A 26,242-nucleotide genomic window follows, 5' to 3' on the forward strand; every position below is an offset into this window, starting at 1 on the left:
AGATCCAATGCTGCGTGTCCGACCCGTCCATTTCACCTCCCGCCCGGACCAGTGGGAGCAGCTCCTCACGAAGCTGGGAATGGTGAAGACCGTCGATGACGGTCCCTGGAAGGAGTACGACGCCGGTTCGGGCCGCCTGGCGCTGCATTCCGCCGAAGCCGGTTCCGCCGAAGACGGCACGACGGCGTTCGGCGTCGAAGTGGGCGATCTCGCCGAATTCGCCCGGCGGACCAACCTGGCCTCCGTGGAGGACGGGACCACACCGGCCGAACTGGTCGACGCGGACCACGGGGCTTCCTGCCGGATCACCGGCGAGGACGGTTTCAGCTTCTTCGCGGACAAAGCCGCCCACGGCGCCCAGTGCGCGGACGCCGATCCGGGACTCGCCGTCGTCGAGGTCTGGTTCACGCCGGACGCCGCTGCCGCGGCACAGACCCTGCGAAACATGGGCGCCCGGCTCCGGCCGGTGCCGGATGACGACGAAACCGCTGATTTCACCGCCAAGAACGGCGGCGTGCTGATGGTGCGCCCCGTGGACGGCGCCGCCAGGCCTGGGCTGGGCTTTGAGTACACGGGCGAGCTGTCGGTCCTGCGGGACCGGCTGGCCGCAGCGGGCATCAACGTGACCATGACGGAAGAGGCGTTCGGGCGCACCCTGCATGTGGCCAGCCCTGACGCGGCAGGCCGGGACGTCCCGGCCCTTTGGGTCTCTTCGCGCCACTGACGGGCGGTCCGGCGCGGGGTTCGGGCAGGGATGGGGTAGAACTTAAGCATGAACGTGCGCACTCCTGACCCGAATCCCGGCTGGCTGTCCGACGAGGACCTCTTCGAAGCCCGGGGCCGGCTTCCCATGGTTTACGTGGAAGCGGTACCCGTCCGCCTTGATCCGCTGGGGTTCGTGAACGAAGTGGGCACCCTGCTGCAGGCCGACGAGGACGGCACCATGATCCGCTCCCTCGTGTCCGGCCGCGTCCTCTACCGCGAAACCATCCGCGCGGCGCTGCTCCGGCACATGGAGAAAGACCTCGGCCCGCTGGCGTTTCCGCAGCTGCCCATCAGCCCGGTGCCGTTCACGGTGGCCGAGTACTTCCCGGCACCGTCCCACACGGGGTTCACAGACGACCGCCAGCATGCCGTCTCGCTCGCCTACATCATTCCGGTCACCGGTGAATGCGAGCCCCGGCAGGACGCGCTCGAGCTCACCTGGATGACCCCCGAAGAGGTCCTGAGCCCGGACGTGCAGCTGGAATTCAGCGGCGGCCGCGGGGTACTGGTCCGGCAGGCACTCGCGTTCGCGGGCGTCGGCAGCTAAGCTCCGGGGCTACAGCGGGGACGCTCGAAGGAACCCGGGCGTCCCCGGATTCGGGCTGGCTCCTTTGTAGACTGTAGGGCGGACCGCAAGAGAACTTAAGGACTCCCGATGACCCACCGCCCAGCCGCCCAGCACTACAACGAGCTCCAGGCTGGCTCTCTGCAGACCGGCCACCTGCTGCTGCTGCCCGACGGCGAACGGTCCGCCGAAGTCCAGAGCGTACTCGTTGAGGACGATGACTTCGGCACCCCGGCCGTAGTCCTCGCAACGCTCACCGGCGGCGGGATCCTTCGCATCGCGGCCGGCTCCACAGTCCTGGTGGCGGGCGCCGGCACGGGCATGGAAGCCACCGTTTCCGTAGCGTCCGACGCCGCCGCCCCGCTTCAGCTGCTGGATCACCCCGACGCCGGTGAGGACACCGCCCCGGCGGCTCCCGCCGTCGTCGTACCTCCCCTTCCCGCCACCACACCGGCTGCAGCCGCCGCGGCGGCCGGCCCGAGCGAGGAAGAGCTGGCGCTGATCCCGGAGCCCGCGGGAACGCCCGAGTCGGTGGTGGAGGCGGTTGCCTCCGCCCATCCCGACGCGATGGGCGTGATGCTGCTAAGCGACCGCCTGGCCAAGGGCATCAACACCAAGTCCGGAAGCTGCCTCAAGGACCTCAACGACCTCGCCCACGAACTGTTCGTCGCACTCAAGGATGCCGACGGCGCCCTTGCCGTCGCAGACCTGCTCAACGTGCTGCCCTTTGACGGCAACCCGGGCCGCTGGACGTCCGTGGAGGCGGCACTGGCCCTCTCCAGCTACATCTGCCGGCAGACCGGGCAGGAGGAACGCGCTGAGGTGTATGAGAAGCTCCTCCGCGCCCCGGACGCGATGGAAACCGACCCGTTCAAGGCCCGGATGAATGCCAAGGTCCGCCAGCGCTCCCTGAACGAACCGAATCTGTATGACAAGGAAATCTTCCGGGCCATCGACAACTCGAACCCGGACGCCGAACGCGAATGGCGGCTGCTGCGCCTGGAGGCCCTGATGTTCCTGCGGGCGCACGGGGGCTCCGAAACCATCGGGCTGAAGGAACTGGAACGCCGGATTGGCAACGAGCTGGAGTCCGTGCGGGCCTGAGGCTCGTTGGCCCTGGCCGTTGACCCGTTCCCGTTCCCATTCCCATTCCCGTTAGGCCCTACCCGGGCGGCGCCGGGAGTTGTAGATTCGCCCCATGACGAACAATCTGAGCGTTGTGATCAACTCCGATGCGCAGCAGGTTTGGACAATGCTGCGTGAACCCGCCAAGGTGGCCCAGTGGCACGGCTGGGAGGCCGACGACCTGGCCGCCGAGATCAACGAGATCTACTTCAAGGACACCGTGGTGGAAGCCCCGGACCACACCAGCCTGACCGTGGACGGCGGGGACGAGTTCACCCTGAAACCCGTTCCCGCCGGCACCGAAGTGAGCGTGACCCGGGCCGCCCTGGACCACAATTCCGAGTGGGCCGCCTGGGACGAGGACATCACCCAAAGTTGGCTGACGTTCCTCCAGCAGCTCCGTTTCGCACTGGAACACCACCCGCACGGCAAACGCCGCACGGCATTCTTCTCGGTTCCGGGCGGGGACGGTTCGGCCATCGACAAGCTGGGACTGAGGGACGTCCCCAGGCCGGGTGAGCCGTACTCGCTGACCCTTGCGACCGGGGAGGAGATCTCCGGCAAGGTCTGGTACCGGACCAACCACCAGGTGGGGCTCACCGTGCACAGTTACGCCGAGCACGGCGACGGCCTGCTGGTCGTGGCCGACCAGCCGCCCATTGCCGAAATAAGGCCCGACGGCGGGTCCATGGTGATCGTGTCCACCTACGACCTCGGCGCCCACCGGCTGGAGGAAATCCGCAACAACTGGGACAGCTGGCGGGCTGAGAACTATCCCACATCGGACCCCGTGCACTGACCGCCGGCTAAGTTTCCCGGTGCCAAGCTGGCACACTTGAACCGTGCCAGCCAATACTGAACCTTCACTCCCGCCTCTCGAGCCGGGTGCCGCAGCCCTGCAGTCCGAGTTTTCCTTCACCGTCGGCAAACGGCTGAGCGAGACGTGCTCACCGACACCGGAGCAGGTGGCCGCCAACGGCGGAGAGTTCCTGGGCCGAACCGGCACCATCAGCACCCCGCACGGCGAGATCCAGACGCCGGCGTTCATCGCCGTCGGCACCAAGGCCACGGTGAAATCAGTGTTGCCGGAGTCCGTCGCCGAACTCGGCGCGCAGGCCGTGCTGGCCAACGCCTACCACCTGTACCTGCAGCCCGGCGCGGACATCCTGGATGAAGCCGGCGGCCTGGGAGCCTTCATGAACTGGCACGGGCCCACGTTCACGGACTCCGGCGGCTTCCAGGTGATGAGCCTGGGTTCGGGGTTCAAGAAGGTCATTGACATGAAGTCTGTTGACTCCTCTGGCCCCGACGATGCCGTCGCGCCGGGTAAGGAACGCCTGGCGCACGTGGATGAGGACGGCGTGTGGTTCAAGAGCCACCTCAACGGCGACCGGCACCGCTTCAGCCCCGAGATCTCCATGAACGTCCAGCACCAGATCGGTGCGGACATCATGTTCGCCTTCGACGAGCTCACCACTCTGCAGAACTCCCGCGGCTACCAGGAGGAGTCGCTGGAACGCACCCGGCGGTGGGCCGAGCGCTGCATCACCGAGCACTTCCGGCTGACCGCGTCCCGCGCGGGGAAGCCGTACCAGGCGCTGTTCGGTGTGATCCAGGGCGCCCAGTACGAGGACCTGCGCCGCAAGGCCTGCCGCGACCTCGGCGCGATGAACTTCGACGGCTTCGGCATCGGCGGGGCTCTGGAGAAGGAAAACCTGGGCACGATCGTGCGCTGGTGCAACGAGGAGCTGCCGGAAAACAAGCCCCGGCACCTGCTCGGCATCTCCGAGCCGGACGACATCTTCACCGCGATCGAGAACGGCGCGGACACCTTCGACTGTGTCTCCCCCACACGCGTGGCCCGGAACTCGGCGTTCTACCACCCGGAGGGACGGTTCAACCTCTCCGGCGCCAGGTACAAGCGCGACTTCGGCCCGCTGCAGGAAGGCTGCGACTGCTACGCCTGCCTGAACTACTCCCGGGCCTACATCCACCACCTGTTCAAGGCCAAGGAAATGGTCTCCGCCACGCTGATCTCGATCCACAACGAACGATTCGTGGTGAAGATGGTAGACGACGCCCGGCTCGCCATCGAGGCCGGCAACTTCTTCGACTTCAAGGCCGAGACCCTGGGGCGCTACTACTCCTAGTGGCCGTCGAAATCGCCGGAAGCGCGCCAATTCGCCGGAAGGCTACGGCGTTCTCGCAGGATTCCGGCGACGTCGCGGTTTCCACATAACGACGGCGGAGCCTCGCGGCCGCATTGACGGCACCGGAAGCTGGTCCCATGCCGCATCTCAACTCCCCCGCGCTCCCGACGACGGGAACCCTCTGGCGCACTGACCAGCTAATCGACCTTGGTTACGGCTCTCGATCCATCAAGTCGTTGCTGGATTCCGGTTCCCTCGTTCGCCTGCGCTACGGCTGCTATCTCCGCGCCAGCGTATGGAACGCCCAGTCCGTTCGCGTCCGGAGCCGGCAGTTGATCTATGCGCATGCTCACGGAACACGCACGACGTCGACCGGCGCCTTCGTCTACAGCCACACTTCCGCAGCTCGCCTGCACCGCCTCTATCTCTGGAACGTGGACGACCTAGTCCACGTCCTGCAGCGGGTGCGCCCGTCGAGTGAGCGCCATGGCAAGGATGTGCGGTGCCATACGAGTCCGTTCTCCGACAATGAGGTGACGCAGGTGGGCGGTCTGCGAACGACTTCGCTGGAGAGGACGGCCGCGGATTGCGCCATGATGCTGAGCTACCGGCAGGCACTCATCGTCATGGACCATGCGCTGCGCCTTGGGGCGGATCGATCGCTTCTGCAAAAGATGGCGGATTCACTGGACGGGCGGCGCGGTATCCGGACCTTCCGTCGAGTGCTCGACACGGCGGACATTCGTTCGGAATCTCCCGGCGAAACACTGACCCGCGAGCTGATCCTCCGGCTGAAGATCAAGGCGCCCGTATCGCAGGTTGAAGTCACGAGCCGGATCGGGCGGCACCGCCTGGACTTCGCCTGGAAGGAAGAAAAGGTGGCTTTGGAGTTCGACGGCAAGGTCAAATACTTCGACTTCCAGCCCACCGACGAAGTGCTTTTCGAGGAACGGCGGCGCGAAAAGGCCTTGACGGAGGAGGGATGGCTCTTTCTCCGGGTCGAGTGGAAGGACCTCTTCCGGGAACAGGAATTCAAGAACCGTGTGCTCCGGGCGTTGTCCGGCCGGCCTCGCACGTCCTGAGCCAAGGGCCCGCCGCATCGAGTTCGCCGGAAACGCGCGAACTCGCCGGAGCCTTCCGGCGAACTCGCAGGTTTCCGGCGACTTCGGCGGCGCTGGCCGAGCGGGGCTGGCGGCTTCGGGCCCTACGCGCCGTAGCTCGGTTCGCGCTTCTTGATCCAGCCGATGGCTGACGCAGTCACGGGCACAAAAAGGAACTCCACCAGGGTCTTGTAGAGGAAGCCCACCAGCACATAGTTCACGAAGCTTCCTGCGTCGGTGATGCCGATGACGGACGCCGCAATGCTGCAGAAGATGAGCGTGTCCACGAACTCACCGGCCACTGAGGAGCCCATGATCCGCGCCCACAGGGATTTCTCGCCCGTGCGGGCCTTCATCTTCACCAGGATCCAGGAGTTGATGGTCTGGCCGGCCAGGAACGCCAGCAGCGAAGCCAGGACGATCTGCGGAACCGGCCCCAGCGCGCCCTCGAGTGCGGCCTGCTTGGAGGCACCGAACTCGTCGTCGAAGCCGGGCAGCGCAATGATCACCCAGTAGCAGGCGGAGGCGAACACCGACAGGGCAAACGTGGTGACGATTGCCTTGCGCGCCACCTTGAACCCGTAGACCTCGCTGATGACGTCGCCCAGGATGTAGGCCAGCGGAAAGAGGAAGAAGCCGCCGTCGGTGATGATCGGGCCGATCGCCACGCCCTTTGATGCCCCGATGTTGGACAGGATCAGCACCACCGCCATGACGGCCAGCAGGATGCCGAAATAGGGGGAACCGATCGAGGCGAATTTCGGCGCCGCGGAGGCGGGGAAAGTCTTGGCGGAAGTCATGGGTGATCCATTCGGAGTGGTTCGCGCGGCTGCCCGGGAAAGTAGCGGAGGAGATCCGCCGCGGCGGCCGGCTGTATTAGCACTGGAAGGGTTCCCGCAGCGCCCTGCCGCCGGAACCGTGTTCCATTGTCGCACCACCGGGTGGGCGAGGTGCGACTGTTGCGCATTCGACAGCGCATTTGAACACGTTCAGTTTCCGTGCCACACTTCTTGAACACGTTCAAAAAATGAAAGACGGCTATCCCATGTCAAGCAAGAGCGAGCAGACCCGGCAGTTGGTGGCGGACGTGGCCCTGCGCATGTTCCGCGAGAACGGCTTCGAGAAGACCACCATGCGCGCCATCGCCACCGAGGCCGGAGTGTCCGTGGGGAACGCCTATTACTACTTCGCATCCAAGGACGAACTGGTCCAGGAGCTCTACGTCCAGGTCCAGGCCGAGCACGCGGCGAAGGCTGCCGAAGCCGTCGAGGGCATCAAGGACCTCAGCGGCAGGCTCAAGGCGACGCTGCACGCCGGACTCGACGCAATGGAGCCGTACCACCGCTTCGGCGCCGAATTCATTGCCACGGCCATCCGGCCGACGTCGCCCGTTAACCCGTTCTCCGGCGAGTCCACGGCCGCCCGCGACGCCTCGCTGGCCATCTTCCGGAACATCGTGGACGGCGCAAGCCCGGCGGTTCCGAGGAAATTCCGCGCGGACCTTCCGGAACTGCTGTGGCTCGGCTACATGGGTGTGGCGCTCTTCTGGGTCTACGACACGTCGGCGGACCGGCGCCGCACCCGGAAGCTGGTCGACGGCGTGGCGCCGCTGATTGCACGCGGGCTTTCCCTCGCGAGGATCCCGGGCGTCAGCAAGGTCCTGGACGATGTCCTCAGCCTGAGCCGCATCGTCCGGGACTAGCCGGGCACCAACAACGGCGGCAACCAGAGCCAGCAACGATCATTGGGGGAATCATGAACAACAGAAAGACCGTGGTCCTGGCCGGCGCATCCGGCTTCATCGGCGGCTATTTCCGGACGCGCTTCGAGCAGGACGGCTGGCGGGTGCGGACCGTCGGCCGCACCTGCGCTGACACAGTCCGCTGGGGCGACGACGACGGACTCACCCGGGCACTTGACGGTGCCGAACTGCTGGTGAACCTCGCCGGACGTTCGGTGGACTGCCGCTACAGCCAACGGAACAAGGCGCGAATCCTGGACTCCCGGGTGTCCACGACGGCGGAACTTGGCCGCGCGGTGGCCCGCTGTTCCGCTCCCCCGGCGACCTGGCTCAACGCCAGCACCGGCACCATCTACCGCCACGCGGAAGACTCGCCCCAGTCGGAGCACGACGGCGAGCTGGGCCACGGGTTCTCCGTTGAGGTCGCCCGGGCCTGGGAGTCCGCCCTGGCCGCCGCCGAAACGCCCCTCACGCGCAGGGTCCCGCTCCGGATCTCCATCGTGCTCGGTCCGGGAGGCGGGGTGATGCGGCCTTTCGCGGCTCTCGCCAGGGTCGGCCTCGGCGGGCACATGGGCGGCGGCAGCCAGAAGTTCAGCTGGGTCCATGTGGAAGACCTCTACCGCAGCGCGCTGTTTGTACACCAGCGGACCGACCTCACTGGGCCGGTGAATGTGGCTTCGCCCGACGTCGTGGACAACCGGGAGCTGATGCGCCTGGTACGCCGGGCCCATGGCGTCCCGTTCGGCCTGCCCACGCCCGGCTGGCTGCTAGAGCTCGGCGCCGTGATGATCCGCACCGAGACCGAGCTGGTCCTCAAAAGCCGCTGGGTCCAGCCGCGGAAACTGCTGGACGCCGGCTTCATCTTCCGGCACGCCGAGCTGGGCAGGGCACTGCAGGACATCACCGGGCGCCGGGCATGAGCCGGCCGCGGCGTGTGGTGCTTGGCGCCGGCGCGGTGTGGCTCGGCATCCTCGTGACGCATGTGACGTTCTGCCTGGTTCTCGGCGCACGTGTGCATCTGCTCAATTCCGGTGCGGTGTCCGGCGTCTGGTTCGCGGTAATGGCCCTGTTCGTCGGTGCAATCCCTGCGGTAGTCGTCGGCTGGGGCCTGGCCCTGCCCCTGGGCCTGCTAATGCGGCCGGTCGCAAGGCAGTGGCTGCATGTCGCTGCCTTCGGCATCCTGGGCCTTGCCCTGGGCATGCCTTTTGGAGGGTTCAACTCTCCGCCGGACTTGTTCGCAGCGGCTGCGATGGGAACGTCGGCTGCGGTGGGCCGCCTTGCTGTTTGGAAGCTTGCCCGGCAGTCCGACGACAGCGGGTCGCCGGCACACGCACCCGACGTCCCGTAGCCAGCCGTTCAGTCATATTGGTCATACGCACAATGCGGTGTTTTTAGGCGCGGTGGCAGTATGGGTGGATGACTTCTGTTGCTGTTGACACGTATCCCGCCGTCGCCCTGACCATTGCCGGTTCCGAGGCGACGGGCGGTGCCGGTGCACAGGCTGACCTGAAGACTTTCCAGGAACTGGGTGTCTTTGGCATCGCCAACCTGACCTGCATCGTTTCCTTCAACCCGAACGACAACTGGAACCACCGTTTTGTACCGGTGGACCAGCAGGTTATCGCGGACCAGCTGGAGGCGACGACGGCGGCGTACGGCGCCGCGTCCGGCGCACCTTCCGTGCTGGACACCGTAAAGATCGGCATGCTGGGCAGCCCCGCCACGATTTCGACCGTGGCGTCCGCGCTGGCTGCCGGCGGGTTTGCCAACGTGGTGTTGGACCCGGTGCTGATCTGCAAGGGCCAGGAACCGGGCCACGCGCTGGACACGGACGAGGCACTGAAGGCACAGATCCTGCCGCTGGCCACCTTTGTCACGCCCAACCATTTCGAAGCCGAGTCGCTGTCCGGCCTGGAAATCACCGACGTCGAATCCCTCAAAGCGGCAGCCATCCGCATCCATGAGCTGAGCGGAGCCGCAGTGCTGGCCAAGGGCGGCGTGCGCCTGGCCGGGCCCGACGCCGTCGACGTCTTTTACGACGGCGACATCCTGGAAATCCTCTCCGCCCCCAAGGTGGGCGAAGTAGCCGTATCCGGTGCCGGCTGTTCCCTTGCCGCCGCAGTGACCGCCGAGCTGGCCAAGGGCGCCACCCCGCTTGAGGCTGCCCGCACGGCGAAGGCTTTTGTGACGGCCGGGATCCACAACCGCGTGGCCTCGGGCGCCCCGTTCGACGCCCTCTGGCAGGGCGGCCCGCGCTAACCCCCGCCCGCGCTCACGACGCTCTCTCACTTCTGGCGCGAAAATCCAGGACGCTCTCTCACTTTCCTCAAGAAAGTGAGAGAGCGTCCTGTTGTAAGCGGCAGGATCTGAGAGAGCTTCCGGCTAGGAACGGGGGTCGGCCACCGTCCCCATGAAGAGCGGCAGCCCGGTGTCGACGTGCACAATCTCATAGTGGAACGGCCGGTCGAACGTGATGGTCCGTTCAGGCTGCGGCGGCGCACTGGTGACAGCTCCGTTGATCTGCGTGACAGCCGCGGCAACCGTGCCCTTTTCCGCGACCGTGATGTTGGCAGCCTGGGCGGCCTGGGTGATCATCATCCTGGGCTGAATGTTGTTGAAATCCTCCGTGGTGGTGAGGGTCTTCCGTAGCCCGAGTGATTCGAAGACCTTCACCAGGTCGAAACTGCATTTGTGGTCCCAGCGCGGCAGCTGGATCTGCACGGTCTCCAGCGGTGCGCTGTCCAGCGTGTCCGCGATGTCCGTGAGCTCCTCAGCACCGAATGCGATGTCCGCGCCTGCGTCCGGAAGGACCAGCCGCATGAGGAAACCGTCGGCGTAAGGCAGGTCCACGCCCTGCCAGCCAGCCCCTTGCGCGTATTTCATCTCCAGCTCGTTGTGCATTGCCAGGGCGTCGATCTTCTCGCCGGCGGCCGTCGTGAAGGGCAGGTCCGAGGTGTCGTTCGGATCAAACGGCACGCTCCAGGCGGACGCGAAGTACAGGGAGTTGAGCAGGCTGAACGTATTGTCGCGATCGTACTTTGCGGGGGCCTCCTTGATCCGGCCACCCGTGTTCCTGTTCACCCAGGCATCGATGGCCGGCTTCGTTGCACCTTCGTTGCTGAAATCCACGGGATAGACGCCGGTTCCATAGTGCCGGGCCAGTGTGTCCAGGAAGGGCTTCCCTGTGGGGACCCCCTTGTCCACAAACAGGCCGTTGGCGGCGTGCATCACGGGCTTCCGCGGCGGGTTGTCCTCATCCACGGAGCCGGGGTCGCCGTCGAACTTCCCGAGTGAGCTGAGCAGCGCGTTCATGGCTTCGTCGCGATGTTCCGCGGGAAGCATCAGGACGCTGTCCATCTCAGCGGCCGTCTCGCCGGATGCCCCGGCGCGGAGCATGGCGAGGGCAATCAGCAGGCTCCCGGGCGAGGACACCACGTTGCCTTTGGAGCCGTCGCCGCCGTCGGCCAGCAGGGCTTCGCCGAGCCCGAAAGCGGAGGCCCGGAAGGAGCGCAGTTCAGCGGCATATGCTGCGCCGTCCACCGAAACCCGTTCCACGCCGTCGGCCTTCAGGAGCTCCGGAGAGGACGCCGAACATGCGGTGAGCGCCACCAGGGCACCTGCCGTCGCCAGCCGGGCCACGCGGTACGTTTTCATGTTTCCCCCTTGGACTGCCCCTTGGACGGGCCGTGCAGGCCCCTTGGCACGCCGGCTTCTGCCGAGCTCGTCCTGCCTCTTTCAGTCAACCAGCCTGCCCGCCGCAGAACGATGCCCGCAGGGTTACGGTTTGCCGTCGTTTTGGTCTCGCACGGCGACGCTCTCCCACTTGTCGCAACGTTTTCAGCAACGCTCTCTCACTGCGGGCACCGGCGTACCCTCGTGAGATGACGAAGGAGCGGTGAATGGCACAGCATTTCGACAACGTTGACGAGTACATTGCGTCGTTTCCGGCCGAGGTACAGGGCGCACTTCAGGAAATCCGGCGCAGGTGCCATGAGGCCGTCCCGGAGTCCGGCGAGACGAGGCCTTCGAAGCGGCGATCGCGCCGTACCGGGCAGCCAAGGGAACACTTCCTTCTGGGCAAGCCGGTCCCGTAACCTACCGCTTACGGAACCTGGCGCCGCAAACCTACCGCCGCGGGATGTTGCGCAGGTTGCTCCGGGCCATGCTCACGGCCTCGCCGGCGCCGCGGTTCAGGACCACCTTCGACATGGCGGTCGCGAAGCCAAGGACCTGCGAGCCGGTGATTTTCGGCGGGATCGACAGCGCCTTCGGATCCGTGATGAGCTCCACCAGAGACGGTCCGGGGTGGGCGAAGGCCTCCCGGTAGGCGTCCTCGATCCGGGCAGGATCGGTCACCCGGACAGCGTGGAAGCCAAGCGCGCGGGCGACGGCGGCGTAATCGGCGTCGGGCACGTCAACGCCGAAATCGGGAAGCCCGTCCACAAGCATCTCAAGTTTGACCATGCCCAGCGTGGAGTTGTTGAAGACCACCACGTTCACCGGCAGCCGGTGTGCCGCAACGGTGACGAGTTCGCCCAACAGCATGGACAGGCCGCCGTCCCCGGACACCGAGATGACCTGCCGGCCGGGGTACGCCAGCTGTGCGCCGATGGCGTGCGGCAGGGCGTTGGCCATGGAGCCGTGCAGGAAAGACCCAATCAGCCGCCGCGTGCCCAGCGGGTTGATGTAGCGGGCCGTCCAGACGTTGCACATGCCCGTGTCCGCGGTGAAGATCGCGTCCTCCGCAGCTATCTGGTCCAGCAGCGAGGCCGCGTATTCCGGGTGGATGGGCTGCTTCTTCTCCACCTTGCGGGTGTAGGCGCCCACGGCCTTGTTCATCAGCCGGTCGTGCTTCTTGAGCATCTGGTCCAGGAACCGGCGGCTCTTCTTCCGCGCTAGCAAGGGCATGAGCGCCGAGAGCGTGGGCAGCACGTCGCCATGGACGGCGATGTCGACGTCGGTCCGCCTCCCCAGCTTGTGGGCGGCGCTGTCCACCTGGGCCGTCCGGGTGCCGGGAAGGAACTGGTCGTACGGAAAGTCGGTGCCGAGCAGGATCAGCAGGTCTGCGTCCTCGATGCCCTCCGCCGCGGCGCCGTAACCGAGCAGGCCCGTCATGCCGATGTCGTACGGGTTGTCGTACTGCATGAAGTCCTTACCCCGCAGCGAGTGGCCGATCGGGGCGCCGATGAGTTCCGCGAGGGCCACCACTTCATCGTGGGCGCCCTGCGTTCCCGCGCCGGCAAAGATGGCGACCTTCTCCGCCGCGTTGATGGCATCCGCAAGCTCCCGGACGCTCGCGGCATCCGGAGTGAGCGTGGCGCGCCGGAACGTCGCGGGCAACGGCGTTTCGCCGGTGGCCTCCAGGCCGGCGATATCGCCGGGCAGGGTCACGACGGCGACTCCCCCGAGCCCGACGGCGTGCTGGATGGCGCTGTGCATCACGCGCGGTGCCTGCTCTGCCGTGCTGACGAGTTCCGAGTACACCGAGCATTCATTGAAGAGCCGGTCCGGATGGGTTTCCTGGAAGTAGCCGCTGCCGATCTGCTTGCTCGGAATGTGCGAGGCGATGGCCAGCACCGGCGCGCCCGAGCGGTTGGCATCGTACAGGCCGTTGATCAGGTGCAGGTTGCCGGGTCCGCACGATCCGGCACAAACGGCGAGCTTTCCGGTCAGCTGTGCTTCCGCTGCAGCGGCGAAGGCGGCTGCTTCCTCGTGCCGGACGTGGATCCAGTCGATGCCGCCTTGCTCGGAGCCGCCCGTCTTGCGGACGGCGTCGACAATCGGGTTGAGGCTGTCGCCCACGATGCCGTAGATTCGCTGCACACCGGCAGCCTGGAGTTGTTCAATGAGCTGGCTGGCGAGTTCCTTGGCCATGAGTGCACACTCCCGCGATCAGGTTTGATGAGCTGACAGGGCCAATATAGTCGGCCCGCCTTGGGGCGCCTCCCAGGTTTTGGACGAGGACGACGACGGCGGCCCGCCCGCCCCGGGCCTCTCCCGGCCGAACGCTCTCTCACTAAATGCAAGAAATCCCGGCACGCTCTCTCACTTTCCCGAAGAAAGTGAGAGAGCGTCCCGGGATTTGCCACAGGATCTGAGAGAGCGTCCTGGGGCGGTGAGGGGGCGACGGCGGGTGGGCACCCGCCGTCGTACTTTCACCGATGCCGCGCTTTCGCTGCCGCATGGGCTTTCACCGCCGAACTCCAAGCGGATCAGACGTTGAGGAGGTCCTTGTCCTTGCTGTCATCCGCGCGGTTCTGGGACCAGGCGTGGCCCTGTTCGCGGTCCAGGTGCGTGGCCTTCTTGTTCCTGAGCGCGAAGATGTACACCACGAGCGAGATGGCGATGGCCACGGTGACGTAGGTGAAGAACAGGTCCACCCGCTCGGCCTTCTGGAACGCGGCGCCGATCAGCGGGACGGTTCCGCCGAAGAGCGAGTTGGCGATCGCGTAGCCCAGCCCGACGCCGAGCGCGCGGATGGACGCGGGGAACAGCTCCGCCTTCACCAGGGCGTTGATCGAGGTGTAGCCGCCGACGATCAGCAGGCCGCCCATCATGAGCAGGAACGCGGTGAACGGGTCCTTGGTGCCGGCCAGGGTGGAGAGCAGCGGCCAGGTGAACAGGACACCGGTGATGCCGAACCACAGCAGCAGCGGCTTGCGGCCCACCTTGTCCGAGATGATGCCGTAGACGGGCTGCAGCAGCATGAAGATGAACAATGCCCAGAAGTTGATGACCGAGGTGTCGGTCTTGGCGATACCGGACGTATCGTTCATGAACTTCAGGATGAAGTTGGTGTAGGTGTAGAACGCCACCGTGCCGCCGAGGGTGACGCCGATGCAGATGAGCAGCGGCTTCCAGTACTGCGTGAACAGCAGCTTCATGGTGCCAGGCTGTGCCACACCCGCAACAGCCGGGATCTTGGCAGCTTCGACTTGCTCCGCCGAGACGGTTTCCTCCATCGAGCGCCGCAGCCACAGGACCACCAGGGCAGCTACGCCGCCGATGGCGAACGGGATACGCCAGCCCCACTCGGTCAGGTCGCCCTTGGGCATGACGTTCTGCAGGATGACGAGGACCAGCAGGGCCATCATCTGGCCGCCGATCAGGGTGACGTACTGGAAGCTGGAGAAGAAACCGCGGCGCTTGGACGTGGCGGCCTCGGACATGTACGTGGCGCTGGTGCCGTATTCGCCGCCCACGGAGAAGCCCTGGACCAGGCGGATGAGGATCAGCAGCACGAGTGCCCAGACGCCGACCTGCTGCGTTGTGGGCAGCAGCGCGATCGCGAAGGAGCCCGCGGACATCAGCGTGACGCTGAGCGTCAGCGCGGCCTTGCGGCCCTTGCGGTCCGCGTAACGGCCGAAGAACCAGGCGCCAATGGGGCGCATCAGGAACGACGTCGAGAACACCGCCATCGCTTCCAGGCCGGCCTGCAGCTCGTCCTTGGAGTTGAAGAAGTGGGACTGGAAGTAGGCGGCAAAGACTGTGTAGACGTAGAGGTCATACCACTCCACCAGGTTGCCGGCCGAGCCTTTGAGGATGTTGCTCACGGCGCGGCGGGTCTGGGCTGACTCACTCTGGATTTCGGCTTGCTGGGTGCTCATCGCTGAACCTCGCTTGACTGTGCTCCCGGGAACCGTTCCGGGCCTACTTCTGTGCTGTCCATGGCAACATTGCTCATGGTTCCTCCTCGACATTGACGGTCCTCCGAAAGCCGAGGACCCATCCAAGCTATTGGTGATCCAACCCACAACCAACGTGGAGGGGGAATTCCTAACACTTCCTTAGGTTTCGCTGGTACAAGGGATAATCTCCACAGCGGGCAGATCGAAGATGCCCCGTCAACGAACAGGACCAGGCAATGGATGTGCTCATCGTCGAGGACGACGACGCGATGGCGTCCGCCCTCGACGCGGCGGTGGTTTCCGCCGGACACACGGCCTCCCGGGTTGCCCGCGGTGCTGACGCGCTCCTTGAGCACCGCCGGTTCGAGGTCATCCTCCTGGACCTGGGACTTCCGGACATGGACGGCCTCGACGTGCTCCGGAAGCTCCGCCAGGTCACCGCGGTCCCCATCCTGATCCTCACCGCCCGCGACGACGAGCGCAGCGTGGTCCTTGGCCTGCGGTCGGGAGCCGATGACTACCTCGTCAAGCCGGTGAAACTGGTTGAACTGCTGGCCCGCATCGAAGCCGTGACAAGGCGTGCAGGCCGCGCAAAGGACAGCAGGCAGCGGAGCATCGTGCTGGGGGAACTTGAGGTGGACCTCGAACGCCGCGTCGCCGCGGTCGGTCCCAGGGTCCTGCCTCTGACCGCCACTGAATTCGACCTGCTCGCACTCCTGGCCGGCCATGCAGGATCAGTGGTCACCCGGGAGCAGATCCTGGATGCACTGTGGGGGGACGCCTTCCTGGCGTCCTCGCGTTCCCTCGACGTGCATCTGACGGGTCTCCGGGCAAAGCTCCAGCTCCCTGGTTTCATCATCAACGTGCGCGGAGTGGGCTATCGGGTTGAGGCGGATCCCGCGTGAAGCTGCGTGTCCTCGGAATCCTGAGTGTGCTGTCCGTCCTCATCGTCATCTTCGCCTCCACCGCCCTCCTGACTTCGGCCAGCCGGGAGCTCACCCAGGAGCTCCAGATCAACCGGGCGGCTGCGCTCAACAGGCTCGCGCAGGTGGCGTTCGACGCCGCGAACGACGGTGAATCCATCCAACTGCAGGCAGAGATGGACAGGTACTCGGAACTGTACGGTGAGGGGGTGCTGATCCGCCTCCAGCGGGGCACTCTGCGCTCAGGCGGCCTGAGCGAGGACAGGGCGGACGTCCGCGATGCTGTTGCCCGGGCAAAGCTGAACCTTAGCGACACCACCCTCAGTCCGATTCAGCCGTTTGGAGCCGGTTCCGAGCTGATCTCACGCTCCTTCGGCAGCGCAAGCCAGGTTCTTGGCGAGGCGGTCCTGGAGGTCAATCTGGATGCGGCCCGGCAGAAACTCCGGGAACGGTGGCTCCTCGTCGGAGTGGCGGCGGCCGCCCTCGCCGCAGTGCTCCTCCTCGGCGCGGCCCGGGTGACACGATGGGTGCTGCGCCCGGTGCACCGCCTGAATTCGGCGGTGACGGAGCTCGAGGCAACAGGCCGGGCCGGGCAGCTCCCGGAGGACGGGCCACCGGAGCTTCGGGAACTGAGCCGTTCCTTTACCAGGATGGCCCGGACGGTCAGCGACAGCATCGATTCCCAGCGCCAGTTGATTGCCGACACCTCCCACCAGCTGCGCAATCCCGTGGGCGCCCTGCGCTTGAGGATCGACCTGCTGCAGCTTGAACTGCAGACAGCCCGGGAACACAACGCGGCGGCCGGAGTCCTGGCGGAACTCGAGCGTGTGGAAGAGATCCTTGACGGGGTGTTGAAGCTGGCGACGGCCGAGCACAGGGCCTTCGAAGACTCGGCCGGAGGCCCGCAAGGGACCCCTCCGCGCGGGTTCCGTACCGTCATTGATCCGTACCCTGTCCTGCAGGAAGAAACCGAACGGGCAGGACCTGCGGCGCGGCGCAGCAGCTCATCGATCCTGCTGGAGGATCCGCCGGACCCGGCGGTGCATATCGCCTGCAATGCCGCAGAACTGGCACAGATGGTGGGGGAACTGATCAACAACGCCATCAAATACGCCGCCGGCGCCCGGATATCCGTGGCCGTCCGCGTACGGCCGGACGCGGTTGCCGTAGAGGTCTCCGACGCCGGCCCAGGGCTTTCCGCTGAGGAACGGGCTGCTGCCACCAGCCGGTTTTGGCGCTCCCCGCAGCACCGGGCGATCCGCGGCAACGGACTGGGCATGACCATTGTGGACAAACTGGCGGGAGCCAACGGGGGCCGCCTGCTGCTGAGCGAAACCTCGCCGCACGGCCTGACCGCGCGCATCGAGTTTCCGCGCGCCATGGCTCTGCCGGGGCCGGAGGCCTTTTCATGACCGGCGTGACTGACCTGGCCGGAAGCCTTCCGCCACGGAGGGCGGCCCTCAAGGCCGGACTGGCCGCCGGCCTGGCCGGACTGCTCATCCCGGCCCTCAACGCCTGCACTGCAGATGATAAGCCAGGCACCGTGACCGTGGCCGGGGGTGAGCCGGGAGGCTTCTATCTTGAATTTGCAGCGCTGCTGGCGGACTCCATCCAGCGCCATGGCGTGGCCGGCAGTGCTTCAGCCCTGACAACCGGTGGCAGCCTCGACAACCTGGAACAGCTTCTGAGCGGTCGGGCCACGTTCGCCGTCGCGCTGGCGGATGCCGCAGCCCGGAAAATGCCGGCGGGCAGCCCGTCGAACGTGGGAATCGCGGCCATCGGAAGAGTGTACGAAAACTACGTCCACTGCGTGGTCCGGAAGGACGGCGGCATCAGTAAACTCACGGAACTGGCCGGCAGGACCGTGGCTGTGGGCGAGCCCGGTTCAGGAACGTCACTCACTACCCCGCGCCTGCTTGAGGCCGCCGGGCTGGCTTCCGTGGCTGTGGGAGCTACTCCCGCCGCCAGGGTCGAAAAGACGGTCACGGTAATGAACCTCGGTCTCAATGCGGGGCTTGCGGCGCTGCAGAACGGGTCAGTGGATGCGCTGTTCTGGTCCGGCGGCGTGCCCACGGCCGCCATTTCCGCCACCCACCATGAGGTCGGACTCGGACTCCTGGACCTCTCCCCGCTGCTGCCGGCGCTTCGGACCAAGTACGGCGCTTTCTACGACCGGGTGCTGATCCCGGAAGGCGCCTACGAGGGCATCCCTGCTGTCTGGGCCGTGGGCGTGGCGAATCTGCTCCTGTGCCGCAGTGACCTGAATGAGCGGACGGTGAAGAGGACGGTGGAACTGCTGGTGGACCATGCCGAGGAACTGATCCCCCGTTCCAGCCTGGGGGTCCAGTTCCTGAGCCCGGAATCGCTGATCAACACGGCCGGCCTGCCGTTGCACCCGGCAGCCGCTGCCGCCTACCGGGAACTGCACGGGTAACGGAGGACGCTCTCTCACTTCCGGCAGCACATACCGAATCGCTCTCTCACTATCGCCAAGGGAGTGAGAGAGCGTTTCGGAAAAACCCGCAGGAAGTGAGAGAGCGTTTCGGAAAAACCCGCAGGAAGTGAGAGAGCGTTCAGCTCCCCGAGTGCGCCTGCAGGAACGAGTAGACCTCGGTCTCGTCCACGCCGGGGAAGGCGCCCGGCGGCATCGCGGCGAGCAGGTGCGAGTGCGCCCGCGCCGACGGCCAGGCGTTGCCCGCCCACTCGGACGTCAGCGACACCGGCGGACGGCGGCAGCAATTCTCGTCCGGGCAGGTGGACTTGGACCGTTCCGTCGTATCCCGGCCGCGGAACCACTTCACCTGCGCGTAGGGGACGCCTACGGAGAGTGAAAATTCGCCGTTGGCCGAGCGTTCGGTCCGTGCCGTGCACCAGTAGGTTCCCGCCGGTGTATCCGTGTACTGGTTGTACGCGCTGAACTTGTCCGGCACATCGAACACCACCCGCGACGTCCAGTTCTTGCACGACGGCTGGCCCTCAATGGCACCGGTATGATCCTGCGGGAACGTCACGCCGTCGTTCTCGTACGCCTTGTAGATGATGCCGCTCTTGTGCGTCTTCTGGAAGTGCGTGCGGATGTCCAGGTGCTGCGTGGCCAGGTTGGTGAACCGGTGTGCCGCGGTCTCGTAGGACACCGCAAAGGCGTCGCGGATGTCCTCCACGGCGATTTCCTTGGCCTGCTTGGCTTTCTGCAGGAACTCCACGGTGACCTGCTCGGGCAGCATCAGCGCGGCGGCGAAGTAGTTCGTGGCCACGCGCTGCATCAGGAAGTCCCCGTAGTTCGACGGCGTCTGATGGCCCAGGACATAGTGGCCCAATGCCTGCAGCAGCACCGAACGGGGGTCATGATCCGAGCGCTGGTTTTGCGTGAGGTAAATTCGGCGGTTCTTAAGATCCGTCACGGAGCGGGTGGAATGCGGCAGATCGCCCACATGGTGGAGGCTGAAACCGAGGTGCCCGGCGATGTCGGCAATGACGTGATGGGACAGCGGGCCGTTCTTGTGCCCCACCGATGCCAGGACCTTCTGCGCCTCCGCCTCATATTCAGGGAAGTAGTTGTTGCGTTCGCGCATCATGGCCCGCAGCTCTGCGTTGGCGCGGCGGGCCTCCTCCGGCGTCGCCACCTGTTCGTTAAGCCTGCGCTCCAGCTCATGCTGCAGGCCCACCATGGACTCCAGCACATCCATGGGAAGCCGCGAGCTGATGCGGATTTTGGGCAGGTTCAGGGACTCGTAGAGGGGGCTGCGCTGGTATCGCTCCAGCTCGATCTCCAGGGCCGCCCGCCGGTTGGGCGGCTCTGCCCCGAGCAGCTGATCGATGCTGACATTCAGCGCGGCTGCCAGCTGCTGCAGCAGCCCCAGTTTGGGCTCCCGCTTCCCGTTCTCGATCAGGCTCAGCTGGCTCGGTGCGGTCCCGACGGCGGCACTGAGGTCATCGAGTGTCATGGCCGCCGCTTTGCGCAGGTGGCGGACGCGGCGGCCCAGGCTGATGACGTCCAGTTCGGGGGTGGCAGGGGACGACGGCGGGGTGGCGGCTTTGCGGTTCCAGCTCGTAGGCGACATTTATTGAGCATACGCGAAGAAACGCATTTCTTTCCATGGATTTCATCTAGTAACCCTCTTGAAAGTGCAGAAAAGTAGATCTCACGGAAAGAAACACCGCACCGGTCCAGCCGGTCCCCCACTGCAAAGGCGCAGGGCGGGGCCGGCCAGGACACCCGGAGCACAAACAAGGAGACAAAGATGACTGCAGCATTTGAGCCCACCCAGCAGACGCCCGAGCAGCAGGCCGCCGCACTGGAGCTCGAGTGGGCCGCCAACCCCCGCTGGGAAGGTGTGACCCGTGACTACAAGGCAACGGACGTCGTCCGACTCCGCGGCCGCGTCTCCGAAGAACACACGCTGGCCCGTCGCGGCTCCGAGAAGCTGTGGAAGCAGCTGACCGAAGAGCACAAGACCGGCGGCTACACCAACGCCCTCGGCGCCCTGACCGGCAACCAGGCCGTGCAGCAGGTCAAGGCCGGACTCCGCGCCATCTACCTCTCCGGCTGGCAGGTTGCCGCGGACGCCAACAACTCCGGCCACACGTACCCGGACCAGTCGCTGTACCCGGCCAACTCCGTTCCCACGGTGGTCCGCCGCATCAACAACGCCCTCCTCCGCGCCGACCAGATCGAGTTCTCCGAAGGCATCCAGACCGTCGAGGACTGGATGGTGCCGATCGTCGCTGACGCTGAGGCCGGCTTCGGCGGCCCGCTGAACGCCTACGAGCTCATGAAATCCATGATCCAGGCCGGCGCCTCAGGCGTTCACTGGGAGGACCAGCTCGCTTCGGAGAAGAAGTGCGGCCACCTCGGCGGCAAGGTGCTCATCCCCACCCAGCAGCACGTCCGCACCCTGAACGCGGCCCGCCTGGCCGCCGACGTCGCCGGCACGCCGTCCGTGGTCATCGCACGCACCGACGCCGAGGCCGCAACCCTGATCACCTCCGACGTCGACGAGCGCGACCAGGAATTCATCCTCCGCGAAGGCGGACAGCCGGTCCGCACCCCGGAAGGCTTCTACAAGGTCCGCAACGGCATCGAACCCTGCATCGCCCGCGCCAAGGCCTATGCCCCGTACTCCGACCTCATCTGGATGGAGACGGGCACCCCGGACCTCGAACTTGCCCGCAAGTTCGCCGAAGCCGTCAAGGCCGAGTTCCCGGACCAGATGCTCTCCTACAACTGCTCGCCGTCGTTCAACTGGCGCAAGCACCTGGACGACGCCACCATCGCCAAGTTCCAGCGTGAACTTGGCGCCATGGGCTTCACGTTCCAGTTCATCACCCTGGCAGGATTCCACGCCCTGAACTACTCGATGTTCGACCTCGCCCACGGCTACGCCCGTGAAGGCATGAGCGCCTACGTCGAGCTGCAGGAAAAGGAATTCGCCTCCGAGTCCCGCGGCTACACCGCGACCAAGCACCAGCGCGAAGTCGGCACCGGCTACTTCGACGACATCGCCACTGCGCTCAACCCGAACGCATCCACCCTCGCCCTGGTCGGATCGACCGAAGAGGGCCAGTTCCACTAATACTTCCCGTTCGACGGCGGACTGGTCACTTCCGGCCTTCGGACCGGCATCGCTCGGCCTGCTATTCCCCACGTCCCGGTTCGACCTCGCTGAGCGAGGACGGACCGGGACGCAGGGCCCCTTTTACGCAGGCTGCCGCGATACCGGCTCCTTCGGCCTTGTGCCTCGGTCACCGCAGTGCCGCTATACGCCGTCGAACTTCCCTTTCGTCTTTAAGGAGACTGAAATGAACAGCTTCACTGACAACTTCACCATCAACGGGATCACTTTGACCGCGCAGCCTATTTGCCGGCAGGGCGAGGTTCTTACTCCGGATGCTTTGGCGTTTGTGGCCAAGCTGCACCGGGCCACCACGGAACGGCGACAGGAGCTTCTCAAGGGCCGCCGCAACCGTCGGGCCGAGATCGCCAAGGGCCAGGATCCGCGGTTCCTCCGCGAGACCGAGTCCGTGCGCAATGATCCGAACTGGCGCGTTGCTCCGCCCGCTCCGGGACTGGAGGACCGCCGTGTCGAAATCACCGGCCCGGTGGACAAGAAGATGACCATCAACGCACTGAACTCCGGCGCCAAGGTGTGGCTGGCGGACATGGAAGACTCCTCCACGCCGTCGTGGCGCAACGTCATCCAGGGCCAGCTCAACCTGACGGACGCACTGGAACGCCGGATCGACTTCACCTCCCCCGAGGGCAAGGACTACAAGCTCCGCCCGGCCGGCGAACTGCCCACCATCGTGGTCCGCCCCCGCGGCTGGCACCTGCCGGAAAAGCACATGCTCATCGACGGCGAACCGATCGCCGGCGGCATCGTGGACTTCGGCCTGTACTTCTTCCACAATGCCCGCCGCCTGCTGGCCCAGGGCAAGGGACCGTACTTCTACCTGCCGAAGATCGAGAACCACCTCGAAGCACGCCTGTGGAACGACATCTTCATCCTGGCCCAGGACCTGCTGGGCATCCCGCAGGGCACCATCCGCGCCACCGTGCTGATCGAGACCATCACGGCCTCCTTCGAAATGGAAGAGATCCTCTACGAGCTGCGCGACCACGCGGCGGGCCTGAACGCCGGCCGCTGGGACTACATCTTCTCCATGATCAAGAACTTCCGCACCCGCGGCCCCCGCTTTGTCCTGCCCGACCGGGTGCAGGTGACCATGACGGCCCCCTTCATGCGCGCTTACACGGAGCAGCTGGTCCGCGCCTGCCACAAGCGCGGCGCCATGGCGATCGGCGGCATGGCCGCAGCCGTCCCCAACCGCAAGGACGAGGAAGCCAACGCGATCGCCTTCGAAAAGGTCCGCGCGGACAAGACCCGCGAGGCCAACGACGGCTTTGACGGCTCCTGGGTGGCGCACCCGGACCTGGTGCCCGTCTGCCGGGAAGTGTTCGACGCCGTTCTCGGCGAAAAGCCGAACCAGCTGGACCGCCTCCGCGAAGACGTCACCCCGGACGACCGCGCGCTGCTGGACATTGCCTCCACAAAGGGCACCATCACCGAGCAGGGCATCCGGAACAACATCGAGGTGGGCATCCGCTACATCGAATCCTGGCTGCGCGGCAATGGTGCCGTGGCCATCCACAACCTGATGGAGGATGCCGCCACCGCGGAAATCTCCCGTTCGCAGCTGTGGCAGTGGATCTTCTCCCGCGCCATCACCGACCACGGCGAAATCATTACCCGTGAGTGGGTGGAGGACCTCCTGGACGAGGAATTCGCCCGGCTGGAACGCTTCGAGGGCGACCGCTTTGCCGACGCACGGGACATCTTCGAGGAAGTCACCCTGGCCGAGGCATTCCCCACGTTCCTGACGCTGCCGGCCTACGCCCGCTTCCTGCACGAGGCCCGGGACCGTTCCGAGGAACCGGTGGAGGACGCGGAGCTCGTTGCCGCCTGACCTGCGGTAGTCGAGCCTGACCCGCGGTAACCGGGAAGATTTCCGTTCGCCGGGCTGCCACGCCCTCCGCAACAGGCACCCCGAAATCCGGGGCGGCGGCCCGGCAACGGAAGAACCATTGAGCGCGAACTGGCAGCTAATGACCCGAAAACCCAAGGTTGAGGGCCTTAGCTGCCAGTCCGCGCTTTTTTGTGCGTGAAAGTACGACGACGGCGGGACGCGTCAGCGGGTCTTCGGCACCTTCCGCACGGAGAGGGTGGTGCCCAGGATGAACGCCGCCACCGATGCAAGGATCAGCAGCAGCGGGTTGGTCCAGGATCCGGACAGCCCGTGGACGTAGCCCAGGAGTGTCGGGGCCACCGCGCCTACCGAGTAGCCCACGCCCTGGACGACGGCGGACATCCGGCCCGCCGATGCCTGGTCGCGGGCCAGCTTGATGATGGCAATGAAGATGACCGTGATGCCGCCGCCCTGCGCCGCGCCGCCCACGGAGGACCAGAGCCACCACAGTTCCGGGGCCAGCAGCAGGCCAAGGGGAACGGTCAGCCACATCAGGCCCAGGGTGACCGCCACCGCCGTCGTACTGGCAAACCTGGCCACCATCGGCACCCCGAGGCCGCCCACAATGGCGAGGATCTGGAAGAGCGAGGACCCGGCCCCGGCAGCGGAGGGCGCCATGCCCAGTTCGTCGATCAGGAAGGTGGGCAGCCACGCGGTGACGCCGTAGTAGGAGAAAGCCTGCCCGGCAAAGCCCGCTGTCAGCCCGGCCGTGATCCAGCGGGACGCCGGCCGAACCCCGGCGGGGCGGGGATCGGACTCTTCGACGGGGGAGGGAACGAAGGCATGCCGGCCCACTGCCATGACCCAGAAGACTGTGGCAGCCACGGCGAAGACCCCGCTGGCCGCCAGCGCGAGCCGCCAGCCGGCCACCTCGGCCAGGGGCGCGGTGACCACCGAAGTGAGGAAGGACCCGATGTTAAGGGCCGCGGTGTAAATACCCATGGCGGTCCCCTGCCGCTGCGGCGAAAAGTCCCGCCGGATGATCAGCGGCACGGCGATGTTGCCGATGGTGATGGCCACGCCGATGATCGCGGTGCCGAACAGCACCAGGCCGCCGTTTCCGGCCGAGCGGACAATCACGCCGGCCAGCACGCCCAGAAGCGTAAGCGTGATGGCAAATTCCGCCCCGAATTTTCGGCCTGCAAACGACGCGAGCGGAGCCGCCAGCGAAAAGCACAGCACCGGAATACCGGTCAGCAGCCCCAGTTCCACGGGTGAGAACCCGAGGTCCTGCTGCATCGGCCCCACTACCGGGGCCACCGCCACGAACGGGCCGCGCATGTTCAGCGCGATGAGTCCGATGCTCGCCAGCAGGATCCAGCCGCGCGGAATCTTGGCGAGGATGTTCGCCGTCATGAGGCGGGCTGCGGCTTGGTGCGGGAGCTGGAAATCCGTGTCATCAAGTCATTGCTATCATGCCCGCGGCAACATAACGGACGTTACCCCGTTGCCTGCAGGGTGGCTTCTATCACGGCAGGAGACAGCACATGTTGCGTGACCATCTGGCTGGCGCCAAGGATGGCGGCCTGGTCCCCGGCCATCGAAAGGGCTATCCGAAGATGTGACGTAGCCAGCGGCAGCGACCGCCGGTAAACCACTTCGCGCACTCCCGCCATCAGGTGCTCGCCCGCCTGGCCGAGGCTGCCGCCGATCACGATCACCGACGGATTCAGCAGGTTGACCACCGTGGCCAGCACATCCCCGACGTCACGGCCGGCCTGGCGGAGCGCCTGGATCGCCTGCAGATTTCCCTCGGCGACGAGGCGCAGCACATCGCTTCCCTTCTCCGCCGGAAGCCCGTGGCGGGCCAGTTCCCGGGCGACGGCGGGGCCCGAAGCCAGTGCCTCGAGGCAGCCGTAGTTGCCGCAGCGGCAAAGGACTTCGTCGCCGCGCGGGACCCGCACGTGGCCAAGGTCCCCGGCCGTTCCGTTGGCGCCGCGCTGGAGTTCGCCGCTGCTGATGATGCCTGCGCCGATGCCGGTGGCCACCTTGATGAAAAGGAAGTTGTCGTGCTCGGGCCAGTACGCCGTGCGTTCGCCGAGCGCCATGATGTTGACGTCGTTGTCCACCAGCACGGGAACCGGCAGCGAGCGCCGGACGTAACGCACCACGTCGAACCCGTCCCAACCGGGCATGATCGGCGGCTTCACCGGCATGCCGGTGGCATGCTCCACCGGCCCGGGCAGTCCGATGCCGATGCCGGCGAGGTCCGCGGCAGTCCGGCCTGCCTCACCGAGGAGTGTTTTGCCCTCTTCGACGACGCGGCCCAGGACCGCTTCCGGACCGTCGGCAACGTCCTGGACGAGGCGGTGCTCGGCGAGGACCTTGCCGCCCAAGTCGGTGACGGCAACGATCACGTGCGTGGCGCCGACGTCGACTGCCAGGACTGCGCGGGCGGCCGGGTTGAAGGCAAAGCGCGACGGCGGCCTGCCGCCGCTGGAACTGGCCTCACCGGCCGGGCCCACCAGTCCGGAGGAGATGAGCGCGTCTATGCGGGCGGCCACCGTGGACCGCGCCAGGCCTGTGGTCAGGGCCAGTTCGGCCCGGGTGCGGGCCTTCCCGTCGCGGAGGAGCTGGAAGAGGTCGCCGGCCCGGGAAAGGCTCCCGGCACCGTCGGCAGCAGTGTCGGTTCCGGGCTCGGCTCCGGGCTCTTTTCCAGACGTTGGACTCATGAGTCAGTGATAGCACGAAGCTCTTATGCATGTCACGCCGTCGAAAGAT

General features: G+C 66.1%; 23 protein-coding genes. 16 read left to right on the plus strand and 7 right to left on the minus strand.

Annotated features, from left to right (window positions below):
• The first annotated feature begins 7 nt into the window (after positions 1 to 7).
• The 6 genes from JOE31_RS19750 (at position 8) to JOE31_RS19775 (ending at position 5,687) form a co-directional block, all read left to right on the plus strand.
• Positions 8 to 724 carry a VOC family protein gene (locus tag JOE31_RS19750; RefSeq protein ID WP_209747481.1) on the plus strand — a complete coding sequence of 239 codons (717 nt, stop codon included), beginning with the start codon at positions 8 to 10 and terminating at the stop codon, positions 722 to 724.
• 48 nt (positions 725 to 772) lie between these two features.
• Positions 773 to 1,312, plus strand: a complete 540-nt coding sequence (locus JOE31_RS19755) for an NUDIX hydrolase family protein (protein WP_011690469.1) — start codon at positions 773 to 775, stop codon at positions 1,310 to 1,312.
• Positions 1,313 to 1,420: 108 nt separating this feature from the next.
• A complete protein-coding gene (locus tag JOE31_RS19760) occupies positions 1,421 to 2,434 on the plus strand; it encodes a DUF6707 family protein (RefSeq protein WP_209747483.1) in 1,014 nt (337 codons plus the stop codon).
• A gap of 94 nt (positions 2,435 to 2,528) precedes the next feature.
• On the plus strand, positions 2,529 to 3,254 hold the full coding sequence (locus JOE31_RS19765; RefSeq protein WP_209747485.1) for an SRPBCC domain-containing protein: 726 nt from the start codon (positions 2,529 to 2,531) through the stop codon (positions 3,252 to 3,254).
• Positions 3,255 to 3,297: 43 nt separating this feature from the next.
• Positions 3,298 to 4,605, plus strand: a complete 1,308-nt coding sequence (tgt, locus tag JOE31_RS19770) for a tRNA guanosine(34) transglycosylase Tgt (protein ID WP_209747486.1) — start codon at positions 3,298 to 3,300, stop codon at positions 4,603 to 4,605.
• Positions 4,606 to 4,742: 137 nt separating this feature from the next.
• On the plus strand, positions 4,743 to 5,687 hold the full coding sequence (locus tag JOE31_RS19775; protein ID WP_209747488.1) for a type IV toxin-antitoxin system AbiEi family antitoxin domain-containing protein: 945 nt from the start codon (positions 4,743 to 4,745) through the stop codon (positions 5,685 to 5,687).
• A 122-nt stretch (positions 5,688 to 5,809) separates the two neighbouring features.
• On the opposite strand, the gene JOE31_RS19780 is transcribed toward JOE31_RS19775, so the two are convergent.
• Positions 5,810 to 6,505: a queuosine precursor transporter gene (locus JOE31_RS19780; protein ID WP_209747489.1), complete on the minus strand. Its 696-nt coding sequence runs from the start codon at positions 6,503 to 6,505 to the stop codon at positions 5,810 to 5,812.
• Positions 6,506 to 6,750: 245 nt separating this feature from the next.
• Here JOE31_RS19780 and JOE31_RS19785 point away from each other — a divergent pair, with 245 nt between their 5' ends.
• The 4 genes from JOE31_RS19785 (at position 6,751) to JOE31_RS19800 (ending at position 9,705) form a co-directional block, all read left to right on the plus strand.
• Entirely contained in the window at positions 6,751 to 7,407 is a 657-nt protein-coding gene (locus tag JOE31_RS19785) for a TetR/AcrR family transcriptional regulator (RefSeq protein WP_209747491.1), read from the plus strand.
• A gap of 53 nt (positions 7,408 to 7,460) precedes the next feature.
• On the plus strand, positions 7,461 to 8,366 hold the full coding sequence (locus JOE31_RS19790; protein ID WP_209747493.1) for a TIGR01777 family oxidoreductase: 906 nt from the start codon (positions 7,461 to 7,463) through the stop codon (positions 8,364 to 8,366).
• Positions 8,363 to 8,794 (plus strand): hypothetical protein, encoded by a 432-nt coding sequence (locus JOE31_RS19795; RefSeq protein ID WP_209747495.1) that lies wholly within the window; start codon positions 8,363 to 8,365, stop codon positions 8,792 to 8,794. Before JOE31_RS19790 ends, JOE31_RS19795 begins: the two co-directional genes overlap by 4 nt.
• A gap of 68 nt (positions 8,795 to 8,862) precedes the next feature.
• Positions 8,863 to 9,705, plus strand: a complete 843-nt coding sequence (locus tag JOE31_RS19800; protein ID WP_209747497.1) for a hydroxymethylpyrimidine/phosphomethylpyrimidine kinase — start codon at positions 8,863 to 8,865, stop codon at positions 9,703 to 9,705.
• 123 nt (positions 9,706 to 9,828) lie between these two features.
• On the opposite strand, the gene JOE31_RS19805 is transcribed toward JOE31_RS19800, so the two are convergent.
• A complete protein-coding gene (locus JOE31_RS19805) occupies positions 9,829 to 11,100 on the minus strand; it encodes a serpin family protein (RefSeq protein ID WP_209747499.1) in 1,272 nt (423 codons plus the stop codon).
• Between the two features lie 245 nt (positions 11,101 to 11,345).
• Between JOE31_RS19805 and JOE31_RS19810 the strand changes: the two genes are divergently transcribed.
• Positions 11,346 to 11,540: a hypothetical protein gene (locus JOE31_RS19810; protein WP_209748711.1), complete on the plus strand. Its 195-nt coding sequence runs from the start codon at positions 11,346 to 11,348 to the stop codon at positions 11,538 to 11,540.
• A 31-nt stretch (positions 11,541 to 11,571) separates the two neighbouring features.
• Here JOE31_RS19810 and JOE31_RS19815 read toward each other — a convergent pair whose 3' ends face one another.
• Both JOE31_RS19815 and JOE31_RS19820 read right to left on the minus strand, forming a co-directional pair.
• Positions 11,572 to 13,320, minus strand: coding sequence for a pyruvate dehydrogenase (locus tag JOE31_RS19815; protein ID WP_209747501.1), 1,749 nt, complete (start codon positions 13,318 to 13,320; stop codon positions 11,572 to 11,574).
• 338 nt (positions 13,321 to 13,658) lie between these two features.
• Positions 13,659 to 15,053: an MFS transporter gene (locus JOE31_RS19820; RefSeq protein WP_209747502.1), complete on the minus strand. Its 1,395-nt coding sequence runs from the start codon at positions 15,051 to 15,053 to the stop codon at positions 13,659 to 13,661.
• A gap of 257 nt (positions 15,054 to 15,310) precedes the next feature.
• On the opposite strand from JOE31_RS19820, the gene JOE31_RS19825 reads away from it, so the two are divergent.
• Genes JOE31_RS19825 through JOE31_RS19835 form a run of 3 tightly spaced genes read left to right on the plus strand, consistent with a single transcriptional unit; the run spans position 15,311 to position 18,431 of the window.
• Positions 15,311 to 15,979, plus strand: coding sequence for a response regulator transcription factor (locus JOE31_RS19825; RefSeq protein ID WP_209747504.1), 669 nt, complete (start codon positions 15,311 to 15,313; stop codon positions 15,977 to 15,979).
• A complete protein-coding gene (locus JOE31_RS19830; protein ID WP_209747506.1) occupies positions 15,976 to 17,409 on the plus strand; it encodes a HAMP domain-containing sensor histidine kinase in 1,434 nt (477 codons plus the stop codon). Before JOE31_RS19825 ends, JOE31_RS19830 begins: the two co-directional genes overlap by 4 nt.
• Entirely contained in the window at positions 17,406 to 18,431 is a 1,026-nt protein-coding gene (locus JOE31_RS19835; RefSeq protein WP_209747508.1) for a TAXI family TRAP transporter solute-binding subunit, read from the plus strand. The genes JOE31_RS19830 and JOE31_RS19835 overlap by 4 nt, the downstream gene beginning before the upstream one ends.
• Positions 18,432 to 18,570: 139 nt before the next feature.
• Here the strand turns inward: JOE31_RS19835 and JOE31_RS19840 are convergent, their stop codons facing one another.
• Positions 18,571 to 20,058, minus strand: a complete 1,488-nt coding sequence (locus JOE31_RS19840) for a helix-turn-helix transcriptional regulator (RefSeq protein ID WP_209747510.1) — start codon at positions 20,056 to 20,058, stop codon at positions 18,571 to 18,573.
• Between the two features lie 180 nt (positions 20,059 to 20,238).
• Here JOE31_RS19840 and aceA point away from each other — a divergent pair, with 180 nt between their 5' ends.
• Positions 20,239 to 21,570: an isocitrate lyase gene (gene aceA, locus JOE31_RS19845; RefSeq protein ID WP_209747512.1), complete on the plus strand. Its 1,332-nt coding sequence runs from the start codon at positions 20,239 to 20,241 to the stop codon at positions 21,568 to 21,570.
• 226 nt (positions 21,571 to 21,796) lie between these two features.
• Positions 21,797 to 23,461 carry a malate synthase A gene (gene aceB / locus JOE31_RS19850; protein WP_209747514.1) on the plus strand — a complete coding sequence of 555 codons (1,665 nt, stop codon included), beginning with the start codon at positions 21,797 to 21,799 and terminating at the stop codon, positions 23,459 to 23,461.
• A gap of 222 nt (positions 23,462 to 23,683) precedes the next feature.
• On the opposite strand, the gene JOE31_RS19855 is transcribed toward aceB, so the two are convergent.
• Both JOE31_RS19855 and JOE31_RS19860 read right to left on the minus strand, forming a co-directional pair.
• Entirely contained in the window at positions 23,684 to 24,877 is a 1,194-nt protein-coding gene (locus JOE31_RS19855) for a CynX/NimT family MFS transporter (RefSeq protein WP_209747516.1), read from the minus strand.
• Positions 24,878 to 24,960: 83 nt separating this feature from the next.
• On the minus strand, positions 24,961 to 26,193 hold the full coding sequence (locus JOE31_RS19860) for an ROK family transcriptional regulator (RefSeq protein ID WP_209747518.1): 1,233 nt from the start codon (positions 26,191 to 26,193) through the stop codon (positions 24,961 to 24,963).
• Positions 26,194 to 26,242: the final 49 nt, after the last annotated feature.

The organism is Arthrobacter sp. PvP023 (assembly GCF_017832975.1).
GTDB lineage: Bacteria > Actinomycetota > Actinomycetes > Actinomycetales > Micrococcaceae > Arthrobacter.

Coding starts and splice junctions, on each gene's coding strand:
- JOE31_RS19780 (WP_209747489.1), bottom strand. CDS start 6,505: ATGACTTCCGCCAAGACTTTCCCCGCCTCCGCGGCGCCGAAATTCGCC.
- JOE31_RS19760 (WP_209747483.1), top strand. CDS start 1,421: ATGACCCACCGCCCAGCCGCCCAGCACTACAACGAGCTCCAGGCTGGC.
- JOE31_RS19855 (WP_209747516.1), bottom strand. CDS start 24,877: ATGACGGCGAACATCCTCGCCAAGATTCCGCGCGGCTGGATCCTGCTG.
- JOE31_RS19835 (WP_209747508.1), top strand. CDS start 17,406: ATGACCGGCGTGACTGACCTGGCCGGAAGCCTTCCGCCACGGAGGGCG.
- JOE31_RS19750 (WP_209747481.1), top strand. CDS start 8: ATGCTGCGTGTCCGACCCGTCCATTTCACCTCCCGCCCGGACCAGTGG.
- JOE31_RS19775 (WP_209747488.1), top strand. CDS start 4,743: ATGCCGCATCTCAACTCCCCCGCGCTCCCGACGACGGGAACCCTCTGG.
- JOE31_RS19825 (WP_209747504.1), top strand. CDS start 15,311: ATGGATGTGCTCATCGTCGAGGACGACGACGCGATGGCGTCCGCCCTC.
- JOE31_RS19820 (WP_209747502.1), bottom strand. CDS start 15,053: ATGAGCACCCAGCAAGCCGAAATCCAGAGTGAGTCAGCCCAGACCCGC.
- JOE31_RS19860 (WP_209747518.1), bottom strand. CDS start 26,193: ATGAGTCCAACGTCTGGAAAAGAGCCCGGAGCCGAGCCCGGAACCGAC.
- JOE31_RS19765 (WP_209747485.1), top strand. CDS start 2,529: ATGACGAACAATCTGAGCGTTGTGATCAACTCCGATGCGCAGCAGGTT.
- aceB (WP_209747514.1), top strand. CDS start 21,797: ATGAACAGCTTCACTGACAACTTCACCATCAACGGGATCACTTTGACC.
- JOE31_RS19800 (WP_209747497.1), top strand. CDS start 8,863: ATGACTTCTGTTGCTGTTGACACGTATCCCGCCGTCGCCCTGACCATT.
- JOE31_RS19805 (WP_209747499.1), bottom strand. CDS start 11,100: ATGAAAACGTACCGCGTGGCCCGGCTGGCGACGGCAGGTGCCCTGGTG.
- JOE31_RS19840 (WP_209747510.1), bottom strand. CDS start 20,058: ATGTCGCCTACGAGCTGGAACCGCAAAGCCGCCACCCCGCCGTCGTCC.
- JOE31_RS19810 (WP_209748711.1), top strand. CDS start 11,346: ATGGCACAGCATTTCGACAACGTTGACGAGTACATTGCGTCGTTTCCG.
- JOE31_RS19815 (WP_209747501.1), bottom strand. CDS start 13,320: ATGGCCAAGGAACTCGCCAGCCAGCTCATTGAACAACTCCAGGCTGCC.
- JOE31_RS19795 (WP_209747495.1), top strand. CDS start 8,363: ATGAGCCGGCCGCGGCGTGTGGTGCTTGGCGCCGGCGCGGTGTGGCTC.
- JOE31_RS19790 (WP_209747493.1), top strand. CDS start 7,461: ATGAACAACAGAAAGACCGTGGTCCTGGCCGGCGCATCCGGCTTCATC.
- JOE31_RS19755 (WP_011690469.1), top strand. CDS start 773: ATGAACGTGCGCACTCCTGACCCGAATCCCGGCTGGCTGTCCGACGAG.
- aceA (WP_209747512.1), top strand. CDS start 20,239: ATGACTGCAGCATTTGAGCCCACCCAGCAGACGCCCGAGCAGCAGGCC.
- JOE31_RS19785 (WP_209747491.1), top strand. CDS start 6,751: ATGTCAAGCAAGAGCGAGCAGACCCGGCAGTTGGTGGCGGACGTGGCC.